The sequence below is a fragment of the Nitrospirota bacterium genome, from assembly GCA_015233895.1.
Lineage (GTDB): Bacteria > Nitrospirota > Thermodesulfovibrionia > Thermodesulfovibrionales > Magnetobacteriaceae > Magnetomonas.
This window is the reverse complement of record JADFXG010000002.1, coordinates 162,444-188,981: the sequence shown is the minus strand read 5'-3', so window position 1 is coordinate 188,981 and position 26,538 is coordinate 162,444. Positions and strand designations below refer to the sequence as shown.

Below are 26,538 nucleotides of genomic sequence, written 5' to 3'. Positions count from 1 at the left end.
ATTTGAGGTGATACACAGAAGCGTTTGCCGTTCATGCCACGGAGGTTGTGGCGCTCTTGTTTATGTGGAAAATGGCAAGGTAGTTAAAGTCAAAGGTGACCCAGACTCTCCCATAAGCCGCGGCTATATGTGTGTAAAGGGGCTTAAAGCCCACGAGATAGCAAATCACCCGGACAGACTTAAAACTCCCCTAAAAAGAATTGGAGAGCGTGGCCAAAACAAATGGACAGAGATTTCCTGGGATGACGCGTTAGATGAAATATCAGGGAAAGTCTCAGAGTTAAAAAGCACTTTCGGCCCTGAAACTATTGCTATTGGCCAGGGCACCGGTCGCCACCACTACATGCACGTGGTTCGCTTTGCTAACGCCCTTGGCACCCCTAACTGGTATGAGCCAGGGCTTGCGCAGTGTTTTATTCCGCGGATAACGGTGAGCCATCTGACCTATGGCGGCTTTGTCGTTGGGGATTACTATGGCAGCGTTAAGCCAAAGTGTATCCTGTTCTGGGCACATAACCCGCTTGTAACAAGCGCTGACGGAGAGCTTGCTCCGGCTGTCATGAGGGCTCTGCACGGTGAGTGTGAAACCATTTCGGTTGACCCAAGAAGGACAGAAACAGGGAAAAGGTGTAAACTCTGGCTACCATTAAGACCCGGCACAGACGCTGCCCTTGCTCTTGCCATGATTAACCACATAATGAAACAGAATCTTTATGACAGCGATTTTATTGAGCAGTGCACTGTTGGTTTTAGTGAGCTTAAAGACCACGTGTCTAAGTACACAACTGCGTGGGCTCAGGGGATAACTCAGGTAGCGGCTAAAGACATAGAGAAAGCGGCAGAGATTTATGCCTCTGTAAAACCTGGCATTTTAGATTGGGGCTTAGGCTTAGAGCAAAACTCTAACTCTCTTCAAACAGTACGCGCCGTTGCAATTTTACGGGCAATTACCGGTAATCTTGATGTCCCCGGCGGTGATATTTTAGGAATGAATATACTTAAGAACTATCCCGTGTTAAAAGATAAACTTCCAGCCGAGTCTTCGCAAAAAAGGATTGGCGCTGAGGAATTTAAACTATTAAGCGGCTGGCGTGCCTACATGCCATCGGCTCACATCCCCGGGCTTTTTAAGGCTATTGATGAGGGGATTCCCTACCGGGTGAGAGCGCTTCTGTTATTTGGTAACAATCCGCTTCTTACCGTGTCAAATCCAAAAAGGACTTTATCGGCGCTTAGAAAACTTGACCTGCTTGTAGCCACAGATTTATTTATGACTCCGTCTGCACTTCAGGCAGATTATGTGCTGCCGGCTGCTTTTTGGCCTGAAATTAATCATCTTATGGGAATACCGCTTGTTGTTGAAAATTATGTCTATGCTCAGCGCGCTCTGACATCATACTACAGTGCACGGCAGGATGAGTGGATAATAGATGAGCTCTCTAAACGCCTGTCGCTGCCCTCTCAGGATATGTCTTACATGGACATATTTAACCATCAGCTTGGCAATATTGGAACAGGGTTTGAAGAGCTTGCTAAAAAAGGGTCACATTGTCCGCCGCATGAGTATTATAAGTACAAGACAAAAGGGTTTCGTACGCCCTCAAAAAAAGTTGAGCTCTATAGTTCAGTGTTAAAGCGGATGGGCTATGCTCCTCTTCCCGATTATGTGGAACCTCCGGAAAGTCCTGTTAGCACTCCGGAGCTATTAAATGACTACCCATATGTGTTAATAACCGGCGGCAGATGCCGTGAGTTTTTCCACAGTGAGCACAGACAAATAAAGGGACTAAGAGAGCGCCATCCTGACCCGCTGGTTGAGTTGCATCCGGAAACCGCTAAGGCAGCCGGAGTGGCAGATGGTGATCGGGTGACAGTGTCGAGCCCCCGCGGAGAAATCCGCATGACAGCAAAAGTTACTGTGGATATTGCTCCCAAAGTTATAAGTGTGGAGCATGGCTGGTGGTTTCCTGAGGATATTTCTACCGCATCTGCCCCCGATGAGGACTCCTTGTTTCGCTCCAATGCCAATGTGTTAACGTCAGATACTCCCCCCTATGACCCTGCCTTTGGTTCTTACCGGTTAAGAGGGTTGTTGTGCAGCATTAAAAAGACGTAATCCCAGGCTGTTTTAATAGCTTGACAAAAAAATAAGATAATCGTTGTAGTATTGTTGTATAATATAAGTGCGGAGATTATTTTTCTGCATAATACTCTTCAGTTGTTTAACCACTAAAAGGGAGGGTAAAAGGAGGTAGGTATGGAAAAATTTACCTACTTTATGAAACGTTTCTGGCAAGGGGTAATGAATGGTGTTATTGACATTAAAGAAATGTTCAAAAAACACCATAGCGGAGGAAGCAAAACAACAGCTTGAATCTGCTTGTAGAAGAAATTGAAGTCTTTAGGTTAATTAGGCATGCAGAAATGGCAATCTTCGCACACTTTACCGGTTTTGAGAGAGAGCGGTGGTTTTTGTAGCAGATTCACGCAGGATTTAAAGTTCACCTTACGTATTCCAGTAGCCTTATGCTCGACATCCTTAAAAACACTTAAAAAAGGAGGGGCAAAATGGTTTCTAAAATTATCACATTAGTGGGAGTGTCCCCCAAAAGCTGGGAGGAGGCAACAACGAATGTAATCAAAGAAGCTCAAAAAACCCTAAGAGGCATCACACGTATTATGGTTACTGAGTTCGATGTTAAAATGAAGGATGAGAATGTTGATGTCTTCAGAGTAAAAGCGGAGGTTGCGTTTAAGGTAGAGCATGTGTGAATTCTGTTAATTGTGTATAATTTTTGATGTTATCCGTAGATGAGAGAGAGAAGAGTGTATCTTCTCTCTTTTTTTTTGCTTACACTTATTAAGTTGTAGATTTATACCGAGTTGCAGTCGGGAAATTCTTTCCGAGTTGTCTGGAAAATATTGCCTCACATAATATTCTTTTATCTTTCCTTTCATTCGTAAAATACTATAAACCCGCATATCCACTGGTTTGGCATGATGTTTGCTAATATTATAACAGTTGTAAAGTGAAGGCAAGACAGACAGGAATGATAGAGATAAACGTTAAAAGGAGGTTAATATGTCAACAGTAGGTGCAGTTGGTTCAGGGTTATCACCGTATGATTTTTTGAATGCATTAGGAGGAAACACATCCTCCAGTTCATCCACAAGCTCATTTTTAAGTGACTTATCAAGTGCAGCGAAGACGGACGAAAGTTCTATAAATAGTGATGCAAAAAATTTAGTTAGCGGTCTTGACACAGATGGAGACGGCAAATTATCGTCCACGGAATTCACAGCTAAAGGACTTTCAAGCGATGCCTTTAGTTCTATAGATAAAAATGGTGATGGTTATGTAACAGCGGACGAACTGACAAATGCTTATTACAGCCAGCGGATAAATCAGGCGACATCCTCCATGATGAGTCAGTTTGATACAGACGGAGACGGTTCTTTAAGCTCTAAAGAAGCAACAGCAGCCGGCATTACAAGTGACTTATTCAAAAGCCTTGACACTGACGGAGATGGTAAATTAAGCGCAAAAGAGCTAAATGATGCCAATCCACAGCAAAGCATGCTTCACAAGTATAAGGCATTGATAGAAGGAATCACAGGTTCAACTTCAAGTACAAGCACTACAAGTATGACAGCGTAGAATGCTAACATCTTAAGGAGGGTTCCCCCGCCCTCCTTATTTAATACTCCCCTACACAATCCTCCAAACAGGTGGAAGGGGTTTCAGGGAAGAGAATCTCCTCTGAAACTCCCTCCACCTTTCCTTTTTTTACCCCACTGTAACATAAGTTCTTATGATTTCTCCAGAAAAGATAGTGTATTGCATTTTGGAAAATATATAAAAATGAAGATAGGTATCATATTTACGATAGTTATAGTGAAATGCAAAAATATGTTCGTATTGAACTTATTAAAGATGAGATTGCCCTGCCCTCGAAAAAAAAGCTCTTTTTTATCTATTCACCAGAGAGTTTTGCAGCTACCTCAATTACCTTATTTGAAAGCCAATATCCGTTTTCTCTGACAGCCTCAAGAATCTCCGACACCTTGTGTATTAGTCCTCTTTTTTTTGCAGCAAGTAGTATACCCACAATTCCTGTCACTGTTATATTTAGTTTTTGAGCAGCCTTTCTTCCCGCTCTGTCATCCATAAGCAGTATTTTTTCATCATTTATTACGGAGGCAAGACCTACAGCTTGTTTTTCACCTTCATCAAGATCGGCGAGAGTTAGTCTGACTGATTCATCTACCAAGGGAAGCTCTTTAACTACAATAAAGTCATCTAAAGCCTCTTCAATTGACTCCCATTCGTCTCCAGTTTTTGCGCATAACTCCTTATAGACCATAGGTGGTATAAAGACCTTCTCAAATAGTCTTTTAATAAGTGATAATCTATCTATCTTTGCCAGTGCAATAATGGGTCCTGTATTTGAAATCACTTTCATAGTTTGAAAATTTTTTCTATAGTATCAAGTTCATTTTTCAGCTCATCTCCAATCTCCTCATTGGAATAATTAAAAACACTTACACGATATCTGCCACAAGCCTCAAAAAACTCAACACGTGACATACCAGCAAGTTCCGCAGCCCTGCCGGATGATATCTTTCCGAGTTCAAACATCTTAAGTGCCGCCATTAAACGAATCTGCTGTTCCAATTCATCCTTAGTGATATGAACTGCTTTTTCAAATCCTACGGGATATTTCATCTTTAATTCATCAAGCTTCAATACTCACCTCCCGATACATTTATTCTATCGAAAAATCAAATTTGTCATAAGTTATATAAAATTATAACCTAAAAGGTAAGAATAAAAGTGTAATTGGTATTGTCCAAATCGGTAAGCCCAAAATTAAACTGACCGACTACGATTAGTTCTTAGACTGTTTTATCAGCGCTTTTTATTGTCAATGTCTTGAAGTTCCTCTGCCAATTGCCGCGCTATGTCGTCATCAGACAGGTCGGAGGATAGCTCATCAGGCTGCTGTTCTTCTGGTTTTATAATTGGTTTATCCGGTACAGCGGAGAAACTATCATACAGATACTTTGCAAGAGCCTCAACTGTGGGATAATCAAACACCAGGGTTGCTGAAAGAGTGCGTTTAAAGCCCGCTTCAAGACGATTCTTTAGCTCTATGGCCATCAGAGAATCAATGCCTGCATCAAAAAGCCGCTCCCTCAAACCTATCTCCTGCGATGACTCCAGTGCCAGCACTGCCGATACCTGTTGTCTTACGTAGGCGGTTATCTGCTTTAAGTGCTGATCCGTTGGCAGTTTGATAAGTTCATCCGAAAAACTTAAAACATTTACGGTTGGCTTCACTTCTTTACTCACCTTTCTTACAGAGTCAAAAAATGGCGGCATCTCCCCTGCATACACATGAGTTTCGTATTTGCCCCAGTCTATTGGCAACACTGAGACATTGACAACATTTTCAGTAATGAAAGTTTCAAGTGCCGTTAGGCCCTCTTTAAGTGGAATGCTCCCTATTCCTTGCCGCTCTAACCGCGCCTTTTCAGTCTCTCCAAGACGTGAGGCCATGCCAACATCGCCCCACGCTCCCCAGTTAATGCTTAGGCCGTTAAGCCCTAAGCCTCTCCTGTACCGCATCAGTGCATCCATAAAGGCATTGGCAGAAGCGTAATTGCTCTGGCCCTTTGACCCAATCAGGGCAGCAACCGATGAAAAACAAACAAAAAAGTCGAGATTCTTATCAAGCGTTTTCAGGTGCAGGTTCCATGTGCCGGAAACTTTTGGAGCCATCACTTTTTGGAATTTCTCTACACTCTGATTTAAAATCATACTGTCATCCAACACTCCGGCGGCGTGTATTATCCCGCGTAGAGGCGGCATCGTCTTAGCTATGGCACTAAAAAGCCGCTCAACATCATCCATAGAGGAGACATCGGCTGAAATTACCACAACAATGGCTCCTTGTGCTTCAAGACGGGAGATTTTTTCACGTGCCTTCTCACCTGGCACACGTCTGCCTGTCAGCACTATGTGACGCACTCCCCTTTCTACAAGCCAGCTTGATAGTTCAAGTCCCAGAGCGCCCAGTCCGCCTGTAATCAAATACGTTGCATCATTTCGTATAAATCCTGTTTTTGCTGATGTGTCAATTACCACTTTTCCGGTGTGTTTTGCTGCCGCCATATATCTGAATGCCGACACAGCATCGGTAATCGGAAACACCTTATGAAACAGGGGGTTTAGCTCTCCTGAGCTGACATGAGATGAAATTTGCTGTAACATGTCTCTTACAGCGGATGGTTTTTTTTGCGATACTTCGCCCATGTCGAATGTATAGTATGACACATCTGGCCGGAGACGTTTTACATCCTCCTCAGTCCATATGCCAATTTTGCCAATTTCAATGAAACGTCCACCATTTGAAAGCACCCTAAGGCTTTTAGGGATGTATTCGCCGTTAAGGCTGTTTAATACGACACTGACGCCACGTCCTTGAGTGAGAGCTATTATCTCATCGGAAAAATCAAGGCTCCGGGAATCCATTATGTGATTAACGCCCTGTGCCCTTAAAAAATCCCATTTGCCACGGCTTGCAGTAGCATAAATATCCGCTCCAACCATCTTTGCAATGTTTACAGCAGCAAGCCCCACTCCCCCTGCCGCTGCATGAATCAGTATGCTGTCGCCAGTTTTGAGCCCGCTTAGCTCTATCAGGCCATACCATGCGGTTAGATATGTTGGTATAGTGGCAGCCTCCTCATATGAAATGTTTTCAGGCATTAGCATTGTAAACGATGATGAGGCTATAGTGTAGGTTGAAAATGCTCCGTTTACCGGCGCTGCTATAACAGAATCGCCGGGTTTTATGTCTTTTACACCTGTACCGATACGGCTGACAACTCCACAGCATTCAAAGCCTAACGTTACATCCTCTGCTGCCTTATTGCCGGTGTACTCTCTGAGCATTCCGAGAGCGTTCAGAACATCACGGAAATTTAGCCCTGCTGCCTTTACCTCTATCTCCACCTCGTGTTCAGAGGGATTTTCTCTTCCAACAGGCTTTAACTCCAGTTTATCCAGCCTGCCGTACTCAGTTAGCCTTAGTGCCGTGTTTTCAGATGCTGACGCTCTGCCGGCACTTTTAGCCTTACGTCTCTTAAGGCGGCAAACGTATCTGATGCCATCTCTCATAGCAGTTTGTTGTTCTTTTCCGCCATAAAACAGTTCATTGTAAAGAAACAGATTTTCGTCTTGTCCGGTAATTGCTGCTAAATCCACCAGTTTGCCGGTAAGTTCCGGGTGTTCAAGAAACATTACCCGCCCAAAACCCCACACCGGCGAATGCCAAAAACCTGTGCTGGTGTCTTTATCTTCCAAAACAGGCCACACTCCGCGGGTTATGATCATAAGCTTTGCGTTGCCATGTTTTACAAGTGCTTGTACTGTATGAAGTAGTGTAATAACTCCAATATTGCCCTGCTCGTCTTTTGTATCAACCACTCCGGCACTCCATAGGTAAACAACACCGGAGAGTTTTTCGATTGTGGAAAAGAACTTCTCAAAATCGCTCGCAGACTGAGGGTTTATCTCATAGCCTCCACTGTTGGAAAGCTCTCTGTATGCAGTGCCGGGTCTTACAGTGATACTATTTAAACCGTTTTCTTTAAGCAGGGATGACAGGAGCGTTCCAACCTCTTCTCTGTCAGTAAATATCGCCCATGTACCGTCAATTGCCGGTAACTCAGAATTTTGCTCAATCTCTTTTCTTTCCCAATCTGTCTCGTAAAGAAAATCCTCATGTGACTCATCTAAAGCAATAGAGGCACGGCTAAACTGTCTTGCAGTAAACCCTGTAAATTGCGCTATCACTTGTCCGGTTTCATCAATGAGTGTGATATCACCGGTTATGCTTTTAATGGATTTTTCATTATCATTAAATATTGTATGACACCATAGTGTATGCCCTGAAGTTGGCGGCTGATAAAAGTCCACGCATTCTATGGAAAAAGGTATGTAGATGTACTCATGCTTTAAGGTATCTGCCGTTTCTTTACCAAATACCGCCTCAGGGCCATTCACACAAAAAAAGTGCACACAGGAATCTATGAGCCCTGGGTAAAGGAGATATTCATAAGCATTGCCGTCAAACTGAGGACACTGCATTTTATTAAAGGCTTCTTTCTTATGATGCCAAATGTGTTTATTCCAAAGAAAAGACGCTCCAAGGTGATGACCGGATTTATTTATTTCCTCGTAAAATTCTTCTATATTAATTTCCTGCCAGCCTTTAATTGTTTTATCAATCTGCATCACCTCATGTGAGCTAAGAGCCTCAGAGCTTGATTTTTCAAGTTTACCGGTTATATGTGTGCTCCATGACTCGTTACCAATGTCACTACTTGAGGCGCTTACCAACTGAAACGTGTAAACATCTTTCTGTAACGGAGTAAGGATAAGTTGGAGATTTAGCGTGCCGTCCTCCGGAACTACAACTGGCTGCTGAAAAACAAAATCCTCAAGCTTACAGTGTCCGCTGCCAAAGACCTCTTTTGCAGCCTGTATCACCATAGAGATGTGAGACGCTCCGGCAACTATTAGTTTGCCGAATATACGATGGTCGGGGATATAAGACGGAACTACGGCACTAAAGACTGACTCAAACCGAATCTCCGTGCTCATGGGAAGCATCATTTTTATACCGGGAGATTTCCACTTTAGCTCTTTTACCTTAGAGGCTGTAGATCTGTCTATTTCATATCGTTTGCGCGCAAATGGATATGTTGGCAGCGTTGTAACTTTCTTATAGCCGTAGGGAGCGTTAAAATCTCTCCAGTTTATATCCATTCCGCAGACGTATAGTCCTCCGAGGGATTTTAGTATTTGCCGCCAGTCATTCTGACTCGCTCTTAAGGATGGAAGCCATGCAGTTGCTTTATCATCAACACACCTTCTGCCCATGCCAAGAAGCACTGTTCCAGGGCCCAACTCCAAAAACACCCGGTAACCGTCCCTATATAGTGTTTCAATGCCTGCTAAGAACCTGACTGTGCCTCTAAGGTGTTTAACCCAGTAGGGGGTACTTAATTCCTCGCCGCGATAAAAATCTCCGCTTACGTTTGATACAACAGGTATTTTGCCTCTGTGATAGACAACTTTGTCAGCAGTTTGAGCAAAACTCTCCAATACCGGCTCCATCAAGCGTGAGTGAAACCCGTGTGAGACTATAAGTTCTTTGCTTTTTATGCCACGCTCTGAAAGACGCTTGCACGTTTCCATTACACTATCCTTAAGTCCTGAAATCACAATGCTGTCATGGCCATTAACCGCTGCTATGGAGACATCATCAGAAAATAACTCCTCCAGCACCAAAGTTTCACTTGCAAACACCGCTGCCATTGTGCCATTTCCGGGGGCCTCCCACATTAATTGTCCACGCAGAGCTACAAGCATTAAAGCATCCTCAAGCGAAAACACTCCTGAGACACAAGCAGCAGTATATTCACCTATGCTATGGCCTAAACATGCTCCCGGCTCAACTCCCCACGATTGCCATAACTTGTATAAACTATATTCAAGAGAAAATAGAACAGGCTGAGCGTACCTTGTCTCATTGAGAACCTCAGTTGAAACTCCTCCGTACATCAGTTCCAAAAGCGGCACATCCATGTGTTTTTGCAATATCCTGTCACATTCTGTGAGGGTATCTCTGAAGACAGGGCTGCTTTCGTAAAGGCTGCGTCCCATGTTTTGTGAAAGTCCGCCTTGTCCTGTAAAAAGAAATGCAATCTTAGGACGTTCATCTGGTAACTGTATTTCTTGTGCCTCAGATAGCCCGTTAATAAACTCATCAGCAGTTTCACCTATGGCAAATCTGCGCTTGGCAAAATGATTTCGTCCAACGTTTGCCGTATAACAAATGTCGCTAATCGTAACGTCTGAGGATTGCAATATTTCTTTATATCGGTTGCTTAGCTCAGTGAGGGATTCATCGGTTTTAGCCGATATGGTTAGTATGTGAACAGGCCGATTGAGATTGGACTCCGTTTTTTTATGCAGAGGCGCCTCCTCCAATACCACATGAGCGTTTGTTCCGCTTGCCCCAAAGGAACTTACTCCGGCAATTTTTCTACCGCTCCATGTGTGCCCGCCTGAAACCACCTCGATGGGTAAAGCTGCCCAATCAATGTGCGGGCTTGGGGTTTTAAAGTGCAGATGCGGTGGGATTTTCCCGTGCTGCATAGAAAGCACTACTTTTATAAGCCCTGCAACACCTGAGGCAGCCTCCAGATGTCCGAAGTTAGTTTTAACTGAACCAATTAAAAGCGGATCGGATTTTGTTTTTACATTTTTAAAAACTGCTCCTAAAGCTCCAACCTCTATGGGGTCGCCAAGTGATGTGCCTGTGCCGTGGGCTTCTATATAACTGACCTCTGCGGGTTCCACACCACTATCAGAAAGTGCTTTGCGTATTATGCGTTCCTGAGCAGGGCCGCTAGGCACAGTGAGTCCGCCGCTAGGTCCGTCCTGATTAACAGCGCTGCCTCTGATTAGCGCAAGGACGTTATCTCCATCAGAGAGCGCATCGGAAAGACGTTTTAGAACTACAACGCCACACCCTTCGCCGCGCACATAACCATCCGCTCCGGCATCAAAAGTCTTACAGCGGCCTTCAGGGGAGAGCATCCGCGCCTTTGAAAAACTAATGCTTAATTCGGGGGAAAGTAACAGATTAACTCCTCCGGCAAGAGCAAGCGAGCACTCCCTGCGCCTGAGACTTTGGCTGGCCAGATGCACCGCTACCAAAGAGGAGGAACAGGCTGTGTCTATTGACATACAGGGCCCGGTAAAACCAAACGTATAGGACAACCTCCCGGCACACATGCTAAGATATCCTCCGGTGCTGTAGTAGGCGTCTATTTTGGCTGGGTCGTTTAACCCTATCTTTACTGCCGCATATTCAAAAGTGCTAACCCCTATAAAAGCCCCGACAGGAGTTCCATAAAGTTTTTCGGCAGGGATTCCGGCGTGTTCCAGCGCCTCCCATGCGACCTCTAAAAGCAGCCTGTGCTGCGGGTCTATCGTTACAGCCTCTCTTGGAGAAATACCAAAAAAGTGCGCATCGGTATCATAAACGTTATCAAGAAAACCACCGTATCGGCAGTACATCTTACCTGGAGCATCGGGGTCAGAGGCGTAGTATTCATTTATATCCCACCTGCTTGCCGGAACCTCTGTTCTTACCTCTGTTGCCGATTTAAGAAGTGTCCAGTACGACTTCGGATTATTGGCCTTGCCCGGAAACCTGCACCCAATCCCTATTATGGCAATAGGTTCGGCATTAAGTATCTCATACTTGGATGCCATCTGCTCTGCCGCAAAAGCAAGCTTAACAGGCGACATCCCCTGAATTCGTTTTGATAGATCAGTCATAATCTCCTTGTAGTTAACTCCGCATTCTATAAATGCTCACCAATGTGGCCTATCAGTATTTTTCCACCTTGTACGCCTTTTTTCCCTTGATGGAAATATATACGGTTTTCATATCTTTGGGTATTGCCAGGTCTATCAGGCGTTCTTAATTTTAAATGAGGGTCACAGCATATCTTTTCGAGGGTTTTTGTTTGGGTATTGTAAAACTCAAAATACAGTTGATCGTGATTTTCCCCTTGTAATGAGCCTTTGATATTATTTGCCGAACAAAATGCTTGTATTATTTTATCAATGGATTGAGCTATGGACTGATAATTATAATATTTCCTGAATTCATCGTTCAGCTTCTCTAAATGAGATACTATTGTTTCTGAGAAGAGCTCAAGGCCGCCACTTAATGTTTTTAGCGCATATCTATTTCTTTCATGAAAAAACAGCTCAGGGAAATATTTTCTACATCTTTCAAAAAAGCTCTCTTCAGAAATATAAAAAATGTATAAATAATATCTATGAAAAGAATACCAATCTTGTTGTACAGAGATAAGTAGTCTGGAGTCAATTTTATCTGGAGTTTCAATTCTATTGAAGCAGAGAAGCCCATATAAATTACTTTCTGTAGTTTCATTTAATTGTTCGGTCATCTGAACATCATTAAAGGAGGTTTTAGTAATGTGATCAAGTTTTAATAAAGCTCTCTTGTGTTCAGGTTTAAGCGCTATTCCTCTCTCTTTATACATTATCTCATAAAGCGCATAATTATCAAAAAACTGTTCCTCATATATAGAATTACTTTTGAAAATTTCATCACCGGAATCTTTTATGTTATCGCACAATTCAAAAAAATCATAAATTTTTTCGCCAAGCTCTTCAATTGTTAGATTGTTGATATTTTTGAAAGACTTGTTGAATAAATAAAAAACAGTATTCATATATTGTTAGATTTTCTCTTTTTTCTAAGTCTATGGATTTCTGCCAAATCTCTTTCCTCCTGATCAAAAAAATCACGAGGCCATTTGGAAAGATCGCCCTCATCATCAACCGTAATTTCAGTTATATCCGGTGCTTGTTTTTCTTTATTGTGACTAAAAAAGTTGATACATATTTTGTCCGGTGTAATAAAGTTTTTTAAAGAAGCTACTCTTATGCCGTTTATAACGTGTTCGCTGTGCGTTTCTACTACCACCTGTATTCCCTGAGATGCAACAGCAGCCAAAAACTGCCCTATTTTGGATTGCCCGTAAGGATGCAAATGAGCTTCAGGGTTTTCCACTATTATCATAGAGCCTCTTGAAGCAATAAGTCCTGTAACCACTATAGGAAGTACAAACGTTATCCCAAATCCTATATTGTTTGGATGTAAAAATCCAGTATCCATTCCCTCTTTTTTAAGTGAAACTCTTACAGTATTTATTGCCGGAAACGATTCCACGTTCAAACGTATTCCCGGTATTATAAAGTCCATCCACTGTTCAATCTGTTTTCTTAATGCAAGCTGTATCTCTTCGTTATCTTCTGGTCTAAAAAGTCTTTTATCATCTTTTTTCAATGTAAGATTTTTATTTTCAGCTGTAGATATAGCCTGTCCTGTAAACTCGCCTTGATAGCCGGTATTTATAAACTCCTGATACCCCATGGATTGAATGTTTCTTGGACCTATTCTCTCTGCATTTAGATAGTTAAAATCAGTTTGAACAAAAGGATCATCATTTGGATTTGTATTACCTTTAAATTTTTGTTGTAAGTTCTTAAATGATATTATTAATTTATCTGGTACGAGGCCATATACAAAATCAGCTTTAAAATCAGAATCAGCACAATATGAAAGCTTTATTTCTTTTATTTCTGATTTTGAGTTTATAACCATTTCCGCATTACCAAGATTCATCATATATGTATGGTTTAGCTCTATTGGTGCAAAGTCTGATTTTGAAGATGGACAATCTTTAAAATTATAACGAAGATATTTTTCACGCGTATGCTTTATGATCAATAAAGCCTGAATAACAGTTGACTTACCAACCCCGTTAGCGCCTGCTAATACTGTTAAATCTTTGAATGATATTGTTTCATCTAAAAAACACTTAAAGTTATTTATTGTTAGTTTTTTCAGCATTTTAGTACCTTATGTATTGTTTAATTATAGATTGCACTCTTTCAAATGCAGAATCCACATTTTTTTTGTCATTTGTCGCATGAGTTAAAGCATAATAATAATCAGTATAATCATTATTCCTTTGAAGTTCGTTGGCATGAGGAATAACAAGGCAGTTAGCATCATTGTTTTTTTCAATGTTTTGAGTATCAAATTGCGCCAAAGAAACAGACCATGTCAAAAACAATAGCTTATTTAAAAACTGCTTTCTTGCGCCGTCAGCTATGTGCTCTGGCAAACATTTTCTGAATGCAGTCTTGCCAAACAAATGAGAAGAGTTTTTCATGGCTCTTGTAAACGATTCTTTGATTTCATTTAATACATGTTCATTTTCCTTATTTAAACTATCGAGAGTTTTATCCAATAAATCTTCCATATCTCCGTTATAACTTGATTTCCCTAATATTTTTATATAATAAAAACCGATAAAACGTAATACCATTTCCTGATCCTGCATTCTTAAAGGTTTTATGCTGTTATCCGTTGCCATTATAAAATCTTCAGAGTTGGCAAGTGCATCAATAAATTTCCTAATATAAGGTTTAGCCATGCAATTTCTGATTTCCTGACTATTTAACGGCGTGCCGCCCTCATTTATTCTTCTGAAAAGGTCATACTTGACTCTGAAAGGGGTTTGTGGATCAATAATATTGAAAATCAGCTGGGTTTGTTCAATTCTTCTTGTATATTTGGGATGCAATATCTTTTTTGGTTCTCCACCGTTATTATAATTATAAAAACAATTATTACAATCTGTAAGATATTCCAAATCTCTTAACGCAAATTCATTGTTTATAAATCGTCTGATAACTGTAAGACGTTGCAGTCCGTCAACAACCTGAAATCTGCCCTCATTGTCCTGAGAAAGATAAAACACAGGGATTGGGATTCTAAGCATTATAGATTCTATCAATCTTGACTGTTTCTTGATTTCTTTCCAAACAAAGTGGCGCTGAAAATCAGGGGATAAATCTATATCTCCACTTTCAATAAGCTCATATGTCTGTTTTAAAGAAAATGGTTTAGTATCTACTCTTATTTTTTCAGGGTCGTATGGATGCGGTTCACTTTTGACTGAGCCCTCATCTGTAGGCTCAATTCCTGATGAGGCTGTTTCGTTAGATTGATTCCTGAGTTTTAGGAATTCGGTAATAATACCTTCAGTATCGGTAGCTATATTATCACTTTTTTCAACGTTTATTACGGCTCCGTTTCTGTTTTCGTCAATTACTATAGATGAGCCGTTTTCGGCACCCCGCCATACGCTATAGCCATCATCGGTAATATTCTCTTTAAGAGTTACAAGAAGCTCCTCATTAGAACCTACCAAATTTACCTTGATTTTTACCTGTTCCATGTTTTTGTTTTAATTTTGTAAAAGTTCAATAATATTTTTCAACAAATAAGCTCTTTGCCATTGTAACATATAACGATTACTTTTTGAATCTCTTCATTAGTTCCTCATCGCTCATTGTATCTATATCATCAAGTAATGAATCCAGTTCGATGTCTTTTGACGATTCGCTATCCGCTGCCTCTGTCTGTTCTAAAATTCCAAGCTCTCGGCAGATATACTCAGTAAGGGCCTCAACTGTGGGGTAATCAAACACGAGGGTAGCAGGAAGCGAAAGTTTAAAACCTGACTCAAGACGATTCTTTAGCTCTATAGCCATAAGAGAATCAATGCCTGCATCAAACAGACGTACCCGCAAGCCTATATCCTGAGGCTGCTTCATACCAAGTACCGCCGATACCCGTTCTCTTATATAATCCGTAATCCGCTGTATTTGCTCATCCTGCGACACCTTATTGAAATTATCAGCTGAAAAATCGACAATATCTGCGGAGGACTTTGTTATATCGCTAACCTTTACAAAATCGAAAAATGGTGGCATTTTCCCACTATATACTTCTGCTCCGTACTTGCTCCAGTCCACTGGGAACACTCCGGCATTTGTTGCACCCTCTGTGATTAAGTCTTCAAGCAGTTTTAGACCATCTTCAGTTGAAATAGTGCCAACACCTGTTTGGCGTAAACGCATCTTTTCAGTATCACTAAGATTTGAAGCCATACCCGTGTCGCCCCATGCTCCCCAGTTGACGCTAAGGCCGGGAAGCCCTAAAGTTCTCCTATACCGCATAAGCGCATCCATAAAGGCATTGGCTGCGGCGTAATTACCCTGTCCCTTAGAGCCTGTCATAGCGGCTAACGATGAAAAACATACGAAAAAGTCGAGATTCATATCAGATGTTTTCCTGTGTAGATTCCATGTGCCATAGACTTTTGGTTTCATGACATTTCTGAATTTCTCGGCATTAAGGTTTAATATCACACTGTCATCCAACACTCCTGCGGCATGGATTATCCCCTTTACCTGCGGCATTGTCTCTGATATTGTGCTAAAGAGCCGTTCAACGTCTTCTGTGACAGATACGTCGGCTGAAATCACATTCACAGAAACTCCCTGAGTCTCAAGTTGTGAGATTTTATTTTTTGCCTCTGAACCTGCTTCATGTCTGCCTGTAAGCGCTATATGACGCGCTCCCTTTTTGGCAAGCCATGCTGACAGCTCAAGCCCTAAAGCGCCCAGCCCGCCGGTTATAATATAAGTAGAATTACCGTCAAGCTGCAGAGTGCCGTTGACTGCTTTAGTATTTAAAATCCTTGCCGCATACCGCACTCCATCCCTAAAAGACACCTGTGACTCTGCCGTGTCATCGGTAATGTGATAAAACAGGGCAGATATTTCGTTATTCTTTATTACCGGATCAAGATCAATAAATTTTGCTCTGAGTGCCGGAGCCTCAAGGTCAATCACATGTGGCATACCCCAAATGGTTGAGTAGCCAAGAGAAGTCTCAAGAAATTTTCCGTTTATAAACTGAGCACCTCTTGTAATCACATAAAGGTGCGGGACTTTTGGCAGATTTGCTTTTAACACTTCCGACACAAGATACGCTAACGATATTGCACCTTTGTTCTGACTCTCTTCAATGTCTGAGATATGGGTTTCCTCAATGCCTGCAAAAAACAGAACATCGGTAATGTTATCAATAGTTTTAATTAGATCAGAATAGTCCTCTGGTTTTTCAATATAAGATACATGTGTGACTAATGCTCCCGACTTTCTAAACATATCAGACAGCGTGGTAACTAAAACTGAGTCTTCGGCAAAAATTAAAAAGTGCTTTCCATACAGCCGTTTTTGAGTAACTGTTTTTACTTCAGCCTCTATCCATTTAATTTCATAAAGCCATTCGTTGCGTATATTAATGCTTTCTGTCTTAGCCTTAAAAAGTGCAGCCGTGTCAGCTTTGCGGAATTCAAACCCGTTTACCAAAGCAATTGGTGTGCCTGATGTTGTCAGAATGAGGAGTTTTGTAGGAGGGAATCTGCTTTCGTCATCGTTTTTCCCGGTAACTGCCGCATAACACAGTAATTTGTCATCAGAGTTTGGCTTGCCATAAAACGATATATCGGATATTCTAAATGGAACATACAAATAACTTACGGCGCCTGGCTCTGTTGAATCCACATTCCAGAAATTACTTAGCAGCTGAAAGGCGCTGTCCATAAGGCCTGGATACAGTTGATATTGCTCATATCGCAAATTAATGTTTGAGGCTATGCTGCATAAGACCTCATCCTTATTAAACCATATTTCACTGTTCCACCTGAAACTTTGTCCCAAATCAAAACCAGCCTTGTACAGCTTGTCATAGAACTTATCACCATCTGTTACATTTTGGCATCTGGTACGAATCTCTTCAACATTTATATTGAACTCAGGCAAATGCTCACCAGGGTTGCGCAATGGGGCAGCCTTCCCGGTTACATGGGTGATCCATGAGTCGTCGCCGTCTTTTTCACTTTGGCTTATAAGTTTAAAAAGAAAAACATCGTTTTCATGCGGCTCTATTATTAACTGTACAAGTCGTAATTGTGTTTCATCTATCACAAGAGGTGCGCTAAAAAAGACGTCATAAATAGTACATGAATTAAGGCCAAATGCCTCCTGTAAACCCTGTAACACCATTGAAAGGTGAGATGCTCCGGCTACAACGAGTCTGCCAAACACACGATGGTCTGAAATATAGGAAGGAGACTTGGGGGTAAAAACAGATTCAAACCGCACCTCTTTACTCATGGGAAGCCTGATACGCTCTCCGGGAGATTTCCACGTCACATCTGTTACTTTAGAAATCTCTGGCTTATCTAACCAGTAGCTCTTACGCTCAAACGGGTATGTGGGCAGCGTAGTAAGCTTTCTGTAGCCGTAGGGAGCATTAAAGTTTTTCCAGTCAATGTCTTTACCGCTTACATAAAGTTTGCCAAGAGTTTCCAGTTCCTGCCGCAAGCCGTTTTCCTCCGCATTTTTCGGCTCTATTGGTAATTGGAATTCATTAGTTTCAGAAAGACCCTTTAGAAGCTCCTCAGTCGTTGCACCTATTACGAATCTGCGTTTAGCAAAATGGCTGCGTCCAACGTTTGTCGTATAACAGAGATCAGAGACTTCAATATTGGGTGATGTGGCCAACATTTCTCTGTATCGGATGGTCAGATCAGTTAGGGCATCGTCGGTTTTAGCTGAAAGGGTCAGGATATGAAGCTGGCGTTTTAGTTCCGGCGCTACTCTCTGAGGCGTTGGAGCCTCCTCTAACACAACGTGAGCGTTTGTTCCGCTAAAGCCAAAGGAGCTGACTCCGGCAATTTTTTTTCCGCTCCAAGTTTGTCCGCCTGCTGCCACCTCTATTGGTAAAGATGCCCAGTCAATGTGTGGGTTTGGAGTTTTAAAATGCAGATGCGGCGGAATTTTACTGTGCTGCATTGAAAGCACCACTTTTATTAGCCCAGCTACACCTGCGGCTGCCTCTAAATGCCCAAAGTTTGTCTTTACTGAGCCTATAACAAGGGGATTTCCCTTACTTTTTACTGGTTTAAACACTGCTCCCAGAGCGCCCACCTCTATGGGGTCGCCAAGGGCTGTGCCTGTGCCGTGTGCCTCTATGAAACTGACCTCAGAAGCCTCCACACCGGCGTTAAGAAGGGCAGCTCGTATTACGCGTTCTTGTGCTGCCTCATTAGGTACGGTAAGACCGCTTCCAGGGCCGTCCTGATTAACGGCTGACCCTCGTATTAGAGCAAGCACATTATCTCCATCAGATATGGCATCGGACAGACGCTTAAGCGCTATAATACCGCAGCCCTCACCGCGTGAAAACCCATCCGCTGTTACATCAAAGGTCTTACAGCAGCCATCGGGGGAGAGCACATTAGCTCTGGAAAGAAAAATCGTCATCTCAGGCGATAACACTAAATGTACTCCTCCGGCTAAAGCCGTTGAGCATTCTTTTTGTCTAAGAGCCGTGCAGGCCAAATGTATAGCCACAAGGGAGGATGAACACGCCGTGTCTAATGAAACAGCAGGGCCGTGAAGCCCTAAAACGTATGATAGCCGCCCTGAGGCAAAACAAAAAAGGTTGCCGGTGCCGTCATAAGTGGTTATCTGGCTGAGGTCGCCCGATGTAAGCCCACGCCTTGAATAATCATTCTGTCCAATTCCTATAAAAACTCCGGTATTACTTCCATATAGGCTATCGGGAGCAATCGCTGCGTTTTCAAGCGCCTCCCATGCCACTTCAAGAAGCAACCTTTGCTGAGGATCAAGGCTTGCTGCTTCTCTTGGTGATATTCTAAAAAACGCTGCGTCAAACTGATCTATGCCGGTTAGAAATCCTCCGCGAGTAATGTATATTTTCCCCGGTGCGTTACGATCAGGGCTGTAATGCTCATCAAGAGGCCACTTGTAGGATGGGATTTCAACAATTCCGTCTCCTCCGTCTCTGAGAAACTGCCAGTAGGAGTCAATACTGTTACATCCTCCAGGGAAACGGCAACCCATACCCACTATGGCTATAGGTTCTCTCTTAGCGCTTTCAAGACTCCCTATCCGTAAGCGTGCCTCCTTAAGCGCATCAAGCACTCTCTTTGACGATGTTTCTTTTGCTTTATCTTCCATAAATCCTTATAGTGGCTACTATCAATTTGTCCTCATAAGAAATTTAAGATTGAAAAAAAAGGACTGGATTCCCGCTCGTAGGCGGGAATGACAGAGGTAGGGGCTAATAATTATTCGCTCCTACCTTTTCCTTTTCTTTTAATTCCTTTTCTGTCATTCCTTTTCCTTTTCTGTCATTCCTGCGAAAGCAGGAATCCAGTTTTCTATCATAGGTCAGATTTCCTCAATAAATCTTCAAGCCCTGAAAGCTCTTGTTCTATCATTGAATCTATGTCCTCATCATCAATGTCCTCTGATTGTAAACCAATCTCAGGCAACTTTTCCGTCTCAGTAATTTTAACGGTTCTCTCAGTATTTTCTTTAAAAAGCACATCCATAAGATACCCGGTAACTGCCCCTATGTTTGGGTACTTAAAGGTAAATGTCGTAGAAAGGGGAATGTTGAAATCCGCCTGCAATCTGTTTCTTAATTCAACAGAGGTAAGAGAATCCATACCCATCTGGAAAAAACCTTTCACTGTGTCTATAGATGTAGCGTCGTCAAAACCCAAAACTGCTGCTGCCACTCGGGTTACATAGTCTGCGAGCAACTCCCTGCGTTTAGTGGGCTCTATGGATTTTAACTTTTCAGTAATTGCAACTGCTGTTTCAGTTTTAACTTCAACTTTAGAAAACTTTTTAGAAAATTTTGACCAATCTATCTTTGCTGCACATAAACCCGCACCGCTATAATTAAGATGATGTTTAAGAACGTTTAAGGCATCATGAGGCGAGATGGTTTCAATTCCGTCAGCGCTCCACTGTCTGCTTCGCTGGTCTCCAACAGCATGGGCCATACCGGTATCTGTCCACGGGCCCCAGTTGATACTTAAAGCGCATAACCCCATTGAGCGCCTCATGTGAGCCAGGCTGTCCATAAAAGCATTTGCAGCCGCATAGTTAGCAACCCCTGTGGTGTTTATAATTGATGTCACTGATGAAAATAAAACAAAAAAGTCCAAATTCATATTTTTGGTAAGACAGTGGAGGTTCCACGCTCCGGTTATCTTTGGAGCAAACACTTTTTCAAAGAGTTCCCATTTGTGGTCAACTAAAAGCCTGTCGTCAAAGACTCCGGCAGCATGAATAACTCCCTTGAGTCTTGCTCCTGTCTGTTCTATATTGTCAAACAGTGCACGAAGCTCTTCTGATTTTGAAACGTCGGCAACGACGTGTCTAATCTTGTATCCTTTAGCAGTAAGCTCAGTAAGCATTTGAGGGTTAGGAGCGCTGCGGCTGATAAGAATAATCTCACCTGCTCCCTGTTGAGACATCCACCTTGCAAGTGTTAGCCCAATGCCTCCTGTACCCCCTGTGATAAGGTATGTGCCAGAGGCATCAAAACTCACAGGCTCTAACAGAGGCTCAAGCGACTCCTTAAGTCTTGGCAAATACCGCTCCGAGTTACGGTAGGCAACCGCGCTTTCACTGCTAACATCCATAAGCTCATTGAATAAAATATCAGTCCAACGGGATTGATTCCCCGGCTCAAGATCTGTCAGTTTAGGATGAAACTCAGGGTGCTCGGAGGCCATTGTGCGTACAAGTCCCCACAGCGCCGCCTGTGCCGGATGTAAAATTACAGGTGTATTGTTATCAACAGCTTGTGCACCGGCAGTTACAAACATAAGTGCCGGATAATTGTTGCTACCATCCGACACAAGGGCTTTTAACAGATTAAGGGCGCTAAGGCAGCTTTTAGAAATTGTGCGGTTTATGTCGAATAAGTTCATCTCTTCTGTAAGATTTAAGCCGAGACTCCACGTGTGAACAATATTTTTTAACGTTACGCCGGAGGATTTCACATTTTGTAGAAGAGTTTTAAAATTATCTGCGTCTTCATAATTAACCGTATATAGATTACCGTTGTGCTTTTTAAATGTGTCACCACTGGTTACTGTAATGGTAGAAATGTGTTTATCGTTTAGTGCAGTGGCAAGCTCAGTGCCAGTGCCTGTTGAATCACCAAGAATCATAACTGTCTGGTCAGAGGCAAAGCTGACAATTTTCACATCATTAACCGCTACGACAAGCCGTTGAGGGAACAGCTCATCTGCCTCATCGTCAACTACCGCATAAGTCGCCACATCCTTAAATCCGCATTCAACAAGGGTGGTCTCCCACTGCTCTTTGGATATGAGAGGATATGAGGGACGCAGATCAAAATCATCAAACCTCCACCAGCCCTCAATAAGGCCAAAAATCAAGTCTATCCATCGTCTTTTTGCCACACCTTCTACGGCTATAAGGATACCGCCAGGAGATAACAACGTCTTTAGGCGCTCAAGTGTTAAGCGTAAATTTTTTGTAGCATGCAAAACATTAGCAGCAATGATGATGTTGTATCTTTCTCCTGTAAATCCCTGTGGCTCTATCGGCTTTTCCATGTCAAGCACACGATACTGCATAAACGGATATTTTGTACTGAAGCGTTGCCGTGCTTTGTTTATAAAGAGAGCGCCTACATCTGTAAACATGTATTTAGCTAAATCAGAGGGTAGGGCGGGAAGGACCCGCGCTGTAGTGCCGCCTGTGCCAGCACCTATTTCAAGAACGCTTATGTCTGAACCGGAGGAGGTTATGAGTTTTGGAATTAAATTCACAAGTAGTGTATTTAGCGGACTAAATGTTGGTGAGTTTTGATAGAGTCCGGTAAGCTTAGTGGTATCGGCATCGGGAAAAAGAAGATGCAGCGGGTCGGTTTTACCAATTAAGACATCAGAAAGATTTTTCCCACACAGGGTTAGAATTGAAAGCTCGTTTTCAGCCTCACCGTATGTCTCACCAATAACTTTAGCATGTGACAAAGGATTGATATTTTCCGGAATTGTTTTGTTTGCCCATGTATCATTTTTACTAACAACGATACCCTCCTCTTTAAGAATTTCAAGGAGGCGGTTGAAAAGCCGCTTATGACGCTCTGTTATTCCAAGACGATTTGCTATCTCATCTGTTGTGACAAACCCGCCTTCATGAAATGTCCAGTTAAGCTGTCTGAGGGCGTCAATTATAAACTCAAGACTTAGCTTTTCAAGCTCAGAAACAAGTGTGCCGTATTTTTTTGCACCGGTATCAGGTAAGTCAATATTGTGAAGTGAAAACTTACGGGTGCCTGACTTTTCCCACACTACGTTATATAGTAATTGTTTCCATGAATCATCTGAAAAATCCTTCTTTTGCATAACTGAGCTATAATTTAGCTCATACCGGCGTCTTTGAAACGGATACGTAGGGAGCATAACTTTTTGCTTTTTAACATTACGATAAAAGCCGTCAAAGTCAACGGAAACGCCATAAACAGACATTGTCCCAAGACTTTCTAACATCACCTGAAGATCGTGTTTACCTTCTTTAAGAGTGGGACACCAAATAAAATCATTTCCTTTTAAAGCTCTCATTCCCATACCGGTAAGTATTGGTTTTGCGCCAACCTCTAAAAACAATTTGTATGAGGCATCGGCAATTTTTTTCATCCCATCGGCAAAGCGAACCGGTTTCATCACGTGGTTTATCCAGTAGCCGGGAGATGTGAGCTCATCGGTTATAAAATCTCCGGTTACGTTGGATATAATATTAATTTCAGGCTTAGAAAAACTGACGGTTTGCAGAACTGAGCGAAACTCTTCAAGCATAGGTTCCATAAGCGGTGAGTGAAAGGCATGTGAGACTTTTAAACTGCGCACTGGTATGGAGTTTTGTTCAAACGTCCGGATAAGCGCGTCAACTGTTTCCTTTTTGCCGGATATTACTGTGTTATCGGGGCCGTTTAAGGCAGCCAAAGACACACTGTCGGCGTATTTTTCAATAAACCGTAGTACTGTTTTTTCATCGGATAAAACCGCAGCCATTGCTCCTGGCTCAGAAATTCTTTGCATCAGAGCGCCTCGTACACTGATTAACTTAAGGGCATCTTCAAGGCTAAAGACTCCGGCTATACATGCCGCCACATACTCTCCCACACTGTGTCCCATAACGCAGGACGGTTTAACCCCCCACGATTTCCATAACTCGCACAGGGCATACTCAACGGCAAAAATTACGGGTTGCGTAAAAATTGTCTCATCAAGCAACGCACCGTCCACATCCTTGCTATAAAGGAGCTCAACGATTGTCGGTTTTAGCCGTTCAGATAATATTTCACTGCAAGTGTTTAGAGTATCCTTAAACACAGTCTCCGACTCATAAAGCGCCCGTCCCATTTCTTTGTACTGTGAACCTTGTCCTGTAAAGAGAAACGCAACAGCGGGGTTGTCAATCTGCTTGCTTACAGTCAATACCCCACTTGTTTGTACGCCGTCTCTGAAAGATATTAGCTTTTCAGCCAACGATTTGCCAGAGTCTGCCACAATTGCCGTACGTTTTCCAAATTTGGTTCGTCCGGTATTGGCAGTGAAACAGATATCCTCAACAGGGATTTCATTGTGTGACTTTATATATAAAACATATCTGTCAGCAGTCTCTTTTAAAGCTGTAACGGTTTTCGCAGAGATAGTTAGCAAATTAAAAGGTCTGGCTCCATCTGATGATGGTAAAGGGAGAGGCGCCTCTTCAACTATGACGTGAGCGTTTGTCCCGCTGAAACCAAAAGAGCTGACGCCGGCAAGCCGTTTTTTTGTAACGGTTCTTTCCCATGGAAATTTTTTTACCGGTATGACAGCCGGTATTTTTTCAAGATGAATGTTTGGATTGGGAGCACTAAAGTGCAGGTGTTGCGGTATGAAGCTATATTTTAATGATAGTACTACTTTTAAGAGTCCAGCTATTCCCGATGCTGCCTCAGCATGACCAATATTTGTCTTTACCGAGCCTATCACAAGAGTGTTGTCGTTTCCTCTGTCTTTACCATATACGTTTTCTATTGCTTTTATTTCAATTGGATCTCCAAGAGGGGTACCCGTACCATGAGTTTCCACATACGATATTTCATGTGGTGCAACGCCGGCTCTTCTAAGTGCATCAGCTATGACTCTCTCCTGAGCGCCGACATCCGGAGCGGTCAGACCATTGCTTGCGCCGTCCTGATTTACAGCACTGCCCCGGATTACTGCTAAAACCTGATTGCCATCCGCTATTGCCTTTGACAGAGGTTTTAGCACTATAGCGGCACAGCCCTCGCTTCTTACATAGCCGTCTGCCGATGCGTCAAACGTTTTGCACTTTCCATCGGGCGCAAGCATTCCCGCCTGTGAAAAAGCGATGCTTAATTCGGGAGAGAGAATAAGGTTGATTCCAAATGCTAACCCCATGTCACTCTCTCCGTCTATAATGCTTCTTGCAGCAAGATGCACGGCAACCAAAGAGGAGGAACACGCTGTGTCAATTGCCATAGCGGGTCCTCTTAAGCCAAACACATATGAGATACGTCCGGCCAGCATAGAGACCGAGTTACCGGTAGCATAGTACATATCGAAATCCTCTGTGCCGGAATGTCTGAGGTTGTGGGTAAATGCGCCTACAAACACACCTGTGCGTGTTCCCTTAAGCGTTTCCGGCACTATGGCGGCAGCTTCAAGCGCCTCCCATGTGGTCTCAAGTAAAAGCCGCTGCTGAGGGTCCATGCGTGCTGCCTCACGTGGAGAGATATTGAAAAAATCGGCATCAAACATATCAACGCCGTCTATAAATCCGCCTCGTTTGCTTATAATCTTTCCGGGGGTTTGAGCGGCAGCGCCATAGTAAGCCTCTGCGTCCCACCGGCTCTTTGGCACATCCGTAACAGCATCAACACCGTTTTTAAGGAGTGCCAGGAAATCCTCCGCAGTGTTAACATTACCCGGAAAACGGCAAGCCACACCTATGACGGCTATTGACTGTCCATCTACTGCAGAGGCTGAGGTGTCTGAGTCATTATGCAAATCACTCACGTTTACATTGTCAGGAGAAATCTTTGAACTCAGATAACCTGACATAGCAGACGGTGTAGAGTACTGGAAAAAAGCGGTTTCATCAATATCCACACCTAATTGCTGCCCCAGTTTTGAACTTATCTCAGTAAGTCCCAAAGAATCAACCCCTATTTCCACAAAGGGAGTGTCCTCTGAAAAACTGCTTAACCCCTTTTTGTCAAGGACACTTGCAATACAGTCCTTGACAATAGCTGAGACATCTATCCTGCCGTCATTGACCGATGTGTTTGAGCCGGGCTTTGACAGGGGGATAATTTTAACGAGTGGCACTCCCGCTCAATTCACTTAAAAGACCCTGGCCTTCTTTAAATTCCTTAGCGAAGTACTCCTTAACTGCCATCGGGTCAAAATCAAGAAAAGTGCCGCCTGATTCAAAGTGCTGCACAAAAACCTTACCGAGAGCATATGTGGAGGCTCCGCCTACTATTGATATGCTGAGTGAAGCGGTAGTGTAACCTATGACTGGAATGAATTTAAGCAAACTTGCCACAGTGCTGGACAATACTACAGGAATACCGCTGCCAATAAGAGTGCCTATCATTTTTTTGCCTTTTTCTTTTAGAAACGGTACATCATACAGGTTAGACAGCTTACGGATCAAATTTAATTGCAGGGCGTTTAATGCAACAAAATCCACAACAGGCATCGGTATAAGACCAACGCCTATAGAGTACAGAGCATGATTTTTGATTAGCTTGTCAGTTTCAGCAAGCCTTGCGTTAACTTCTGCTAATGTAAGAATTTTTTTACCCTCAATAATAGTGTTTTCCATATCCATGCCTCCTTGATACTTTATTTTAGGATTAACATAATAGTGAATCCTTACTTCACACTCAAGTGATTTTATTAAAATAACATATATTTTGTCAATTTTTAGAAATCTTCAGTGACTATATATCAATAAATAATGCAAAAGCTTATTGTGTTAACTCCGAAAGAAGGAATTCAATGTTTCATTTCCGGAGCTTACTGCATTCAATTATTTTTTTTGAGTGCTTT

The 26,538-nt window shown here is 42.6% G+C and carries 12 protein-coding genes; 3 read left to right on the top strand and 9 right to left on the bottom strand.

The annotated features are described in order from the left end of the window. The first annotated feature begins 7 nt into the window (after positions 1–7). The 3 genes from HQK88_03045 to HQK88_03035 all read left to right on the top strand — a co-directional run bounded on the left by HQK88_03045 (position 8) and on the right by HQK88_03035 (position 3,658). Positions 8–2,116, top strand: coding sequence for a molybdopterin-dependent oxidoreductase (locus HQK88_03045; protein MBF0615776.1), 2,109 nt, complete (start codon positions 8–10; stop codon positions 2,114–2,116). Positions 2,117–2,568: 452 nt separating this feature from the next. Continuing rightward, positions 2,569–2,772 carry a dodecin domain-containing protein gene (locus HQK88_03040; protein ID MBF0615775.1) on the top strand — a complete coding sequence of 68 codons (204 nt, stop codon included), beginning with the start codon at positions 2,569–2,571 and terminating at the stop codon, positions 2,770–2,772. 310 nt (positions 2,773–3,082) lie between these two features. Beyond that, positions 3,083–3,658 (top strand): EF-hand domain-containing protein, encoded by a 576-nt coding sequence (locus HQK88_03035; GenBank protein ID MBF0615774.1) that lies wholly within the window; start codon positions 3,083–3,085, stop codon positions 3,656–3,658. Between the two features lie 316 nt (positions 3,659–3,974). Here HQK88_03035 and HQK88_03030 read toward each other — a convergent pair whose 3' ends face one another. The 9 genes from HQK88_03030 to HQK88_02990 form a co-directional block, all read right to left on the bottom strand. Then, a complete protein-coding gene (locus HQK88_03030) occupies positions 3,975–4,463 on the bottom strand; it encodes a DUF3368 domain-containing protein (protein MBF0615773.1) in 489 nt (162 codons plus the stop codon). Then, on the bottom strand, positions 4,460–4,747 hold the full coding sequence (locus tag HQK88_03025; protein ID MBF0615772.1) for a UPF0175 family protein: 288 nt from the start codon (positions 4,745–4,747) through the stop codon (positions 4,460–4,462). The genes HQK88_03030 and HQK88_03025 overlap by 4 nt, the downstream gene beginning before the upstream one ends. A 162-nt stretch (positions 4,748–4,909) precedes the next feature. Next, positions 4,910–11,422 (bottom strand): SDR family NAD(P)-dependent oxidoreductase, encoded by a 6,513-nt coding sequence (locus HQK88_03020; GenBank protein ID MBF0615771.1) that lies wholly within the window; start codon positions 11,420–11,422, stop codon positions 4,910–4,912. Positions 11,423–11,448: 26 nt separating this feature from the next. Continuing rightward, positions 11,449–12,351: a hypothetical protein gene (locus HQK88_03015; protein MBF0615770.1), complete on the bottom strand. Its 903-nt coding sequence runs from the start codon at positions 12,349–12,351 to the stop codon at positions 11,449–11,451. Further along, a complete protein-coding gene (locus HQK88_03010) occupies positions 12,348–13,535 on the bottom strand; it encodes a DUF3696 domain-containing protein (protein ID MBF0615769.1) in 1,188 nt (395 codons plus the stop codon). Before HQK88_03010 ends, HQK88_03015 begins: the two co-directional genes overlap by 4 nt. Position 13,536: 1 nt before the next feature. Next, entirely contained in the window at positions 13,537–14,931 is a 1,395-nt protein-coding gene (locus HQK88_03005; GenBank protein MBF0615768.1) for a DUF262 domain-containing protein, read from the bottom strand. Between the two features lie 76 nt (positions 14,932–15,007). Further along, positions 15,008–19,594 (bottom strand): SDR family NAD(P)-dependent oxidoreductase, encoded by a 4,587-nt coding sequence (locus tag HQK88_03000; protein ID MBF0615767.1) that lies wholly within the window; start codon positions 19,592–19,594, stop codon positions 15,008–15,010. A 206-nt stretch (positions 19,595–19,800) separates the two neighbouring features. Further along, positions 19,801–25,809 carry an SDR family NAD(P)-dependent oxidoreductase gene (locus tag HQK88_02995; GenBank protein ID MBF0615766.1) on the bottom strand — a complete coding sequence of 2,003 codons (6,009 nt, stop codon included), beginning with the start codon at positions 25,807–25,809 and terminating at the stop codon, positions 19,801–19,803. Beyond that, positions 25,796–26,311 (bottom strand): DUF697 domain-containing protein, encoded by a 516-nt coding sequence (locus HQK88_02990; protein ID MBF0615765.1) that lies wholly within the window; start codon positions 26,309–26,311, stop codon positions 25,796–25,798. Before HQK88_02990 ends, HQK88_02995 begins: the two co-directional genes overlap by 14 nt. Positions 26,312–26,538: the final 227 nt, after the last annotated feature.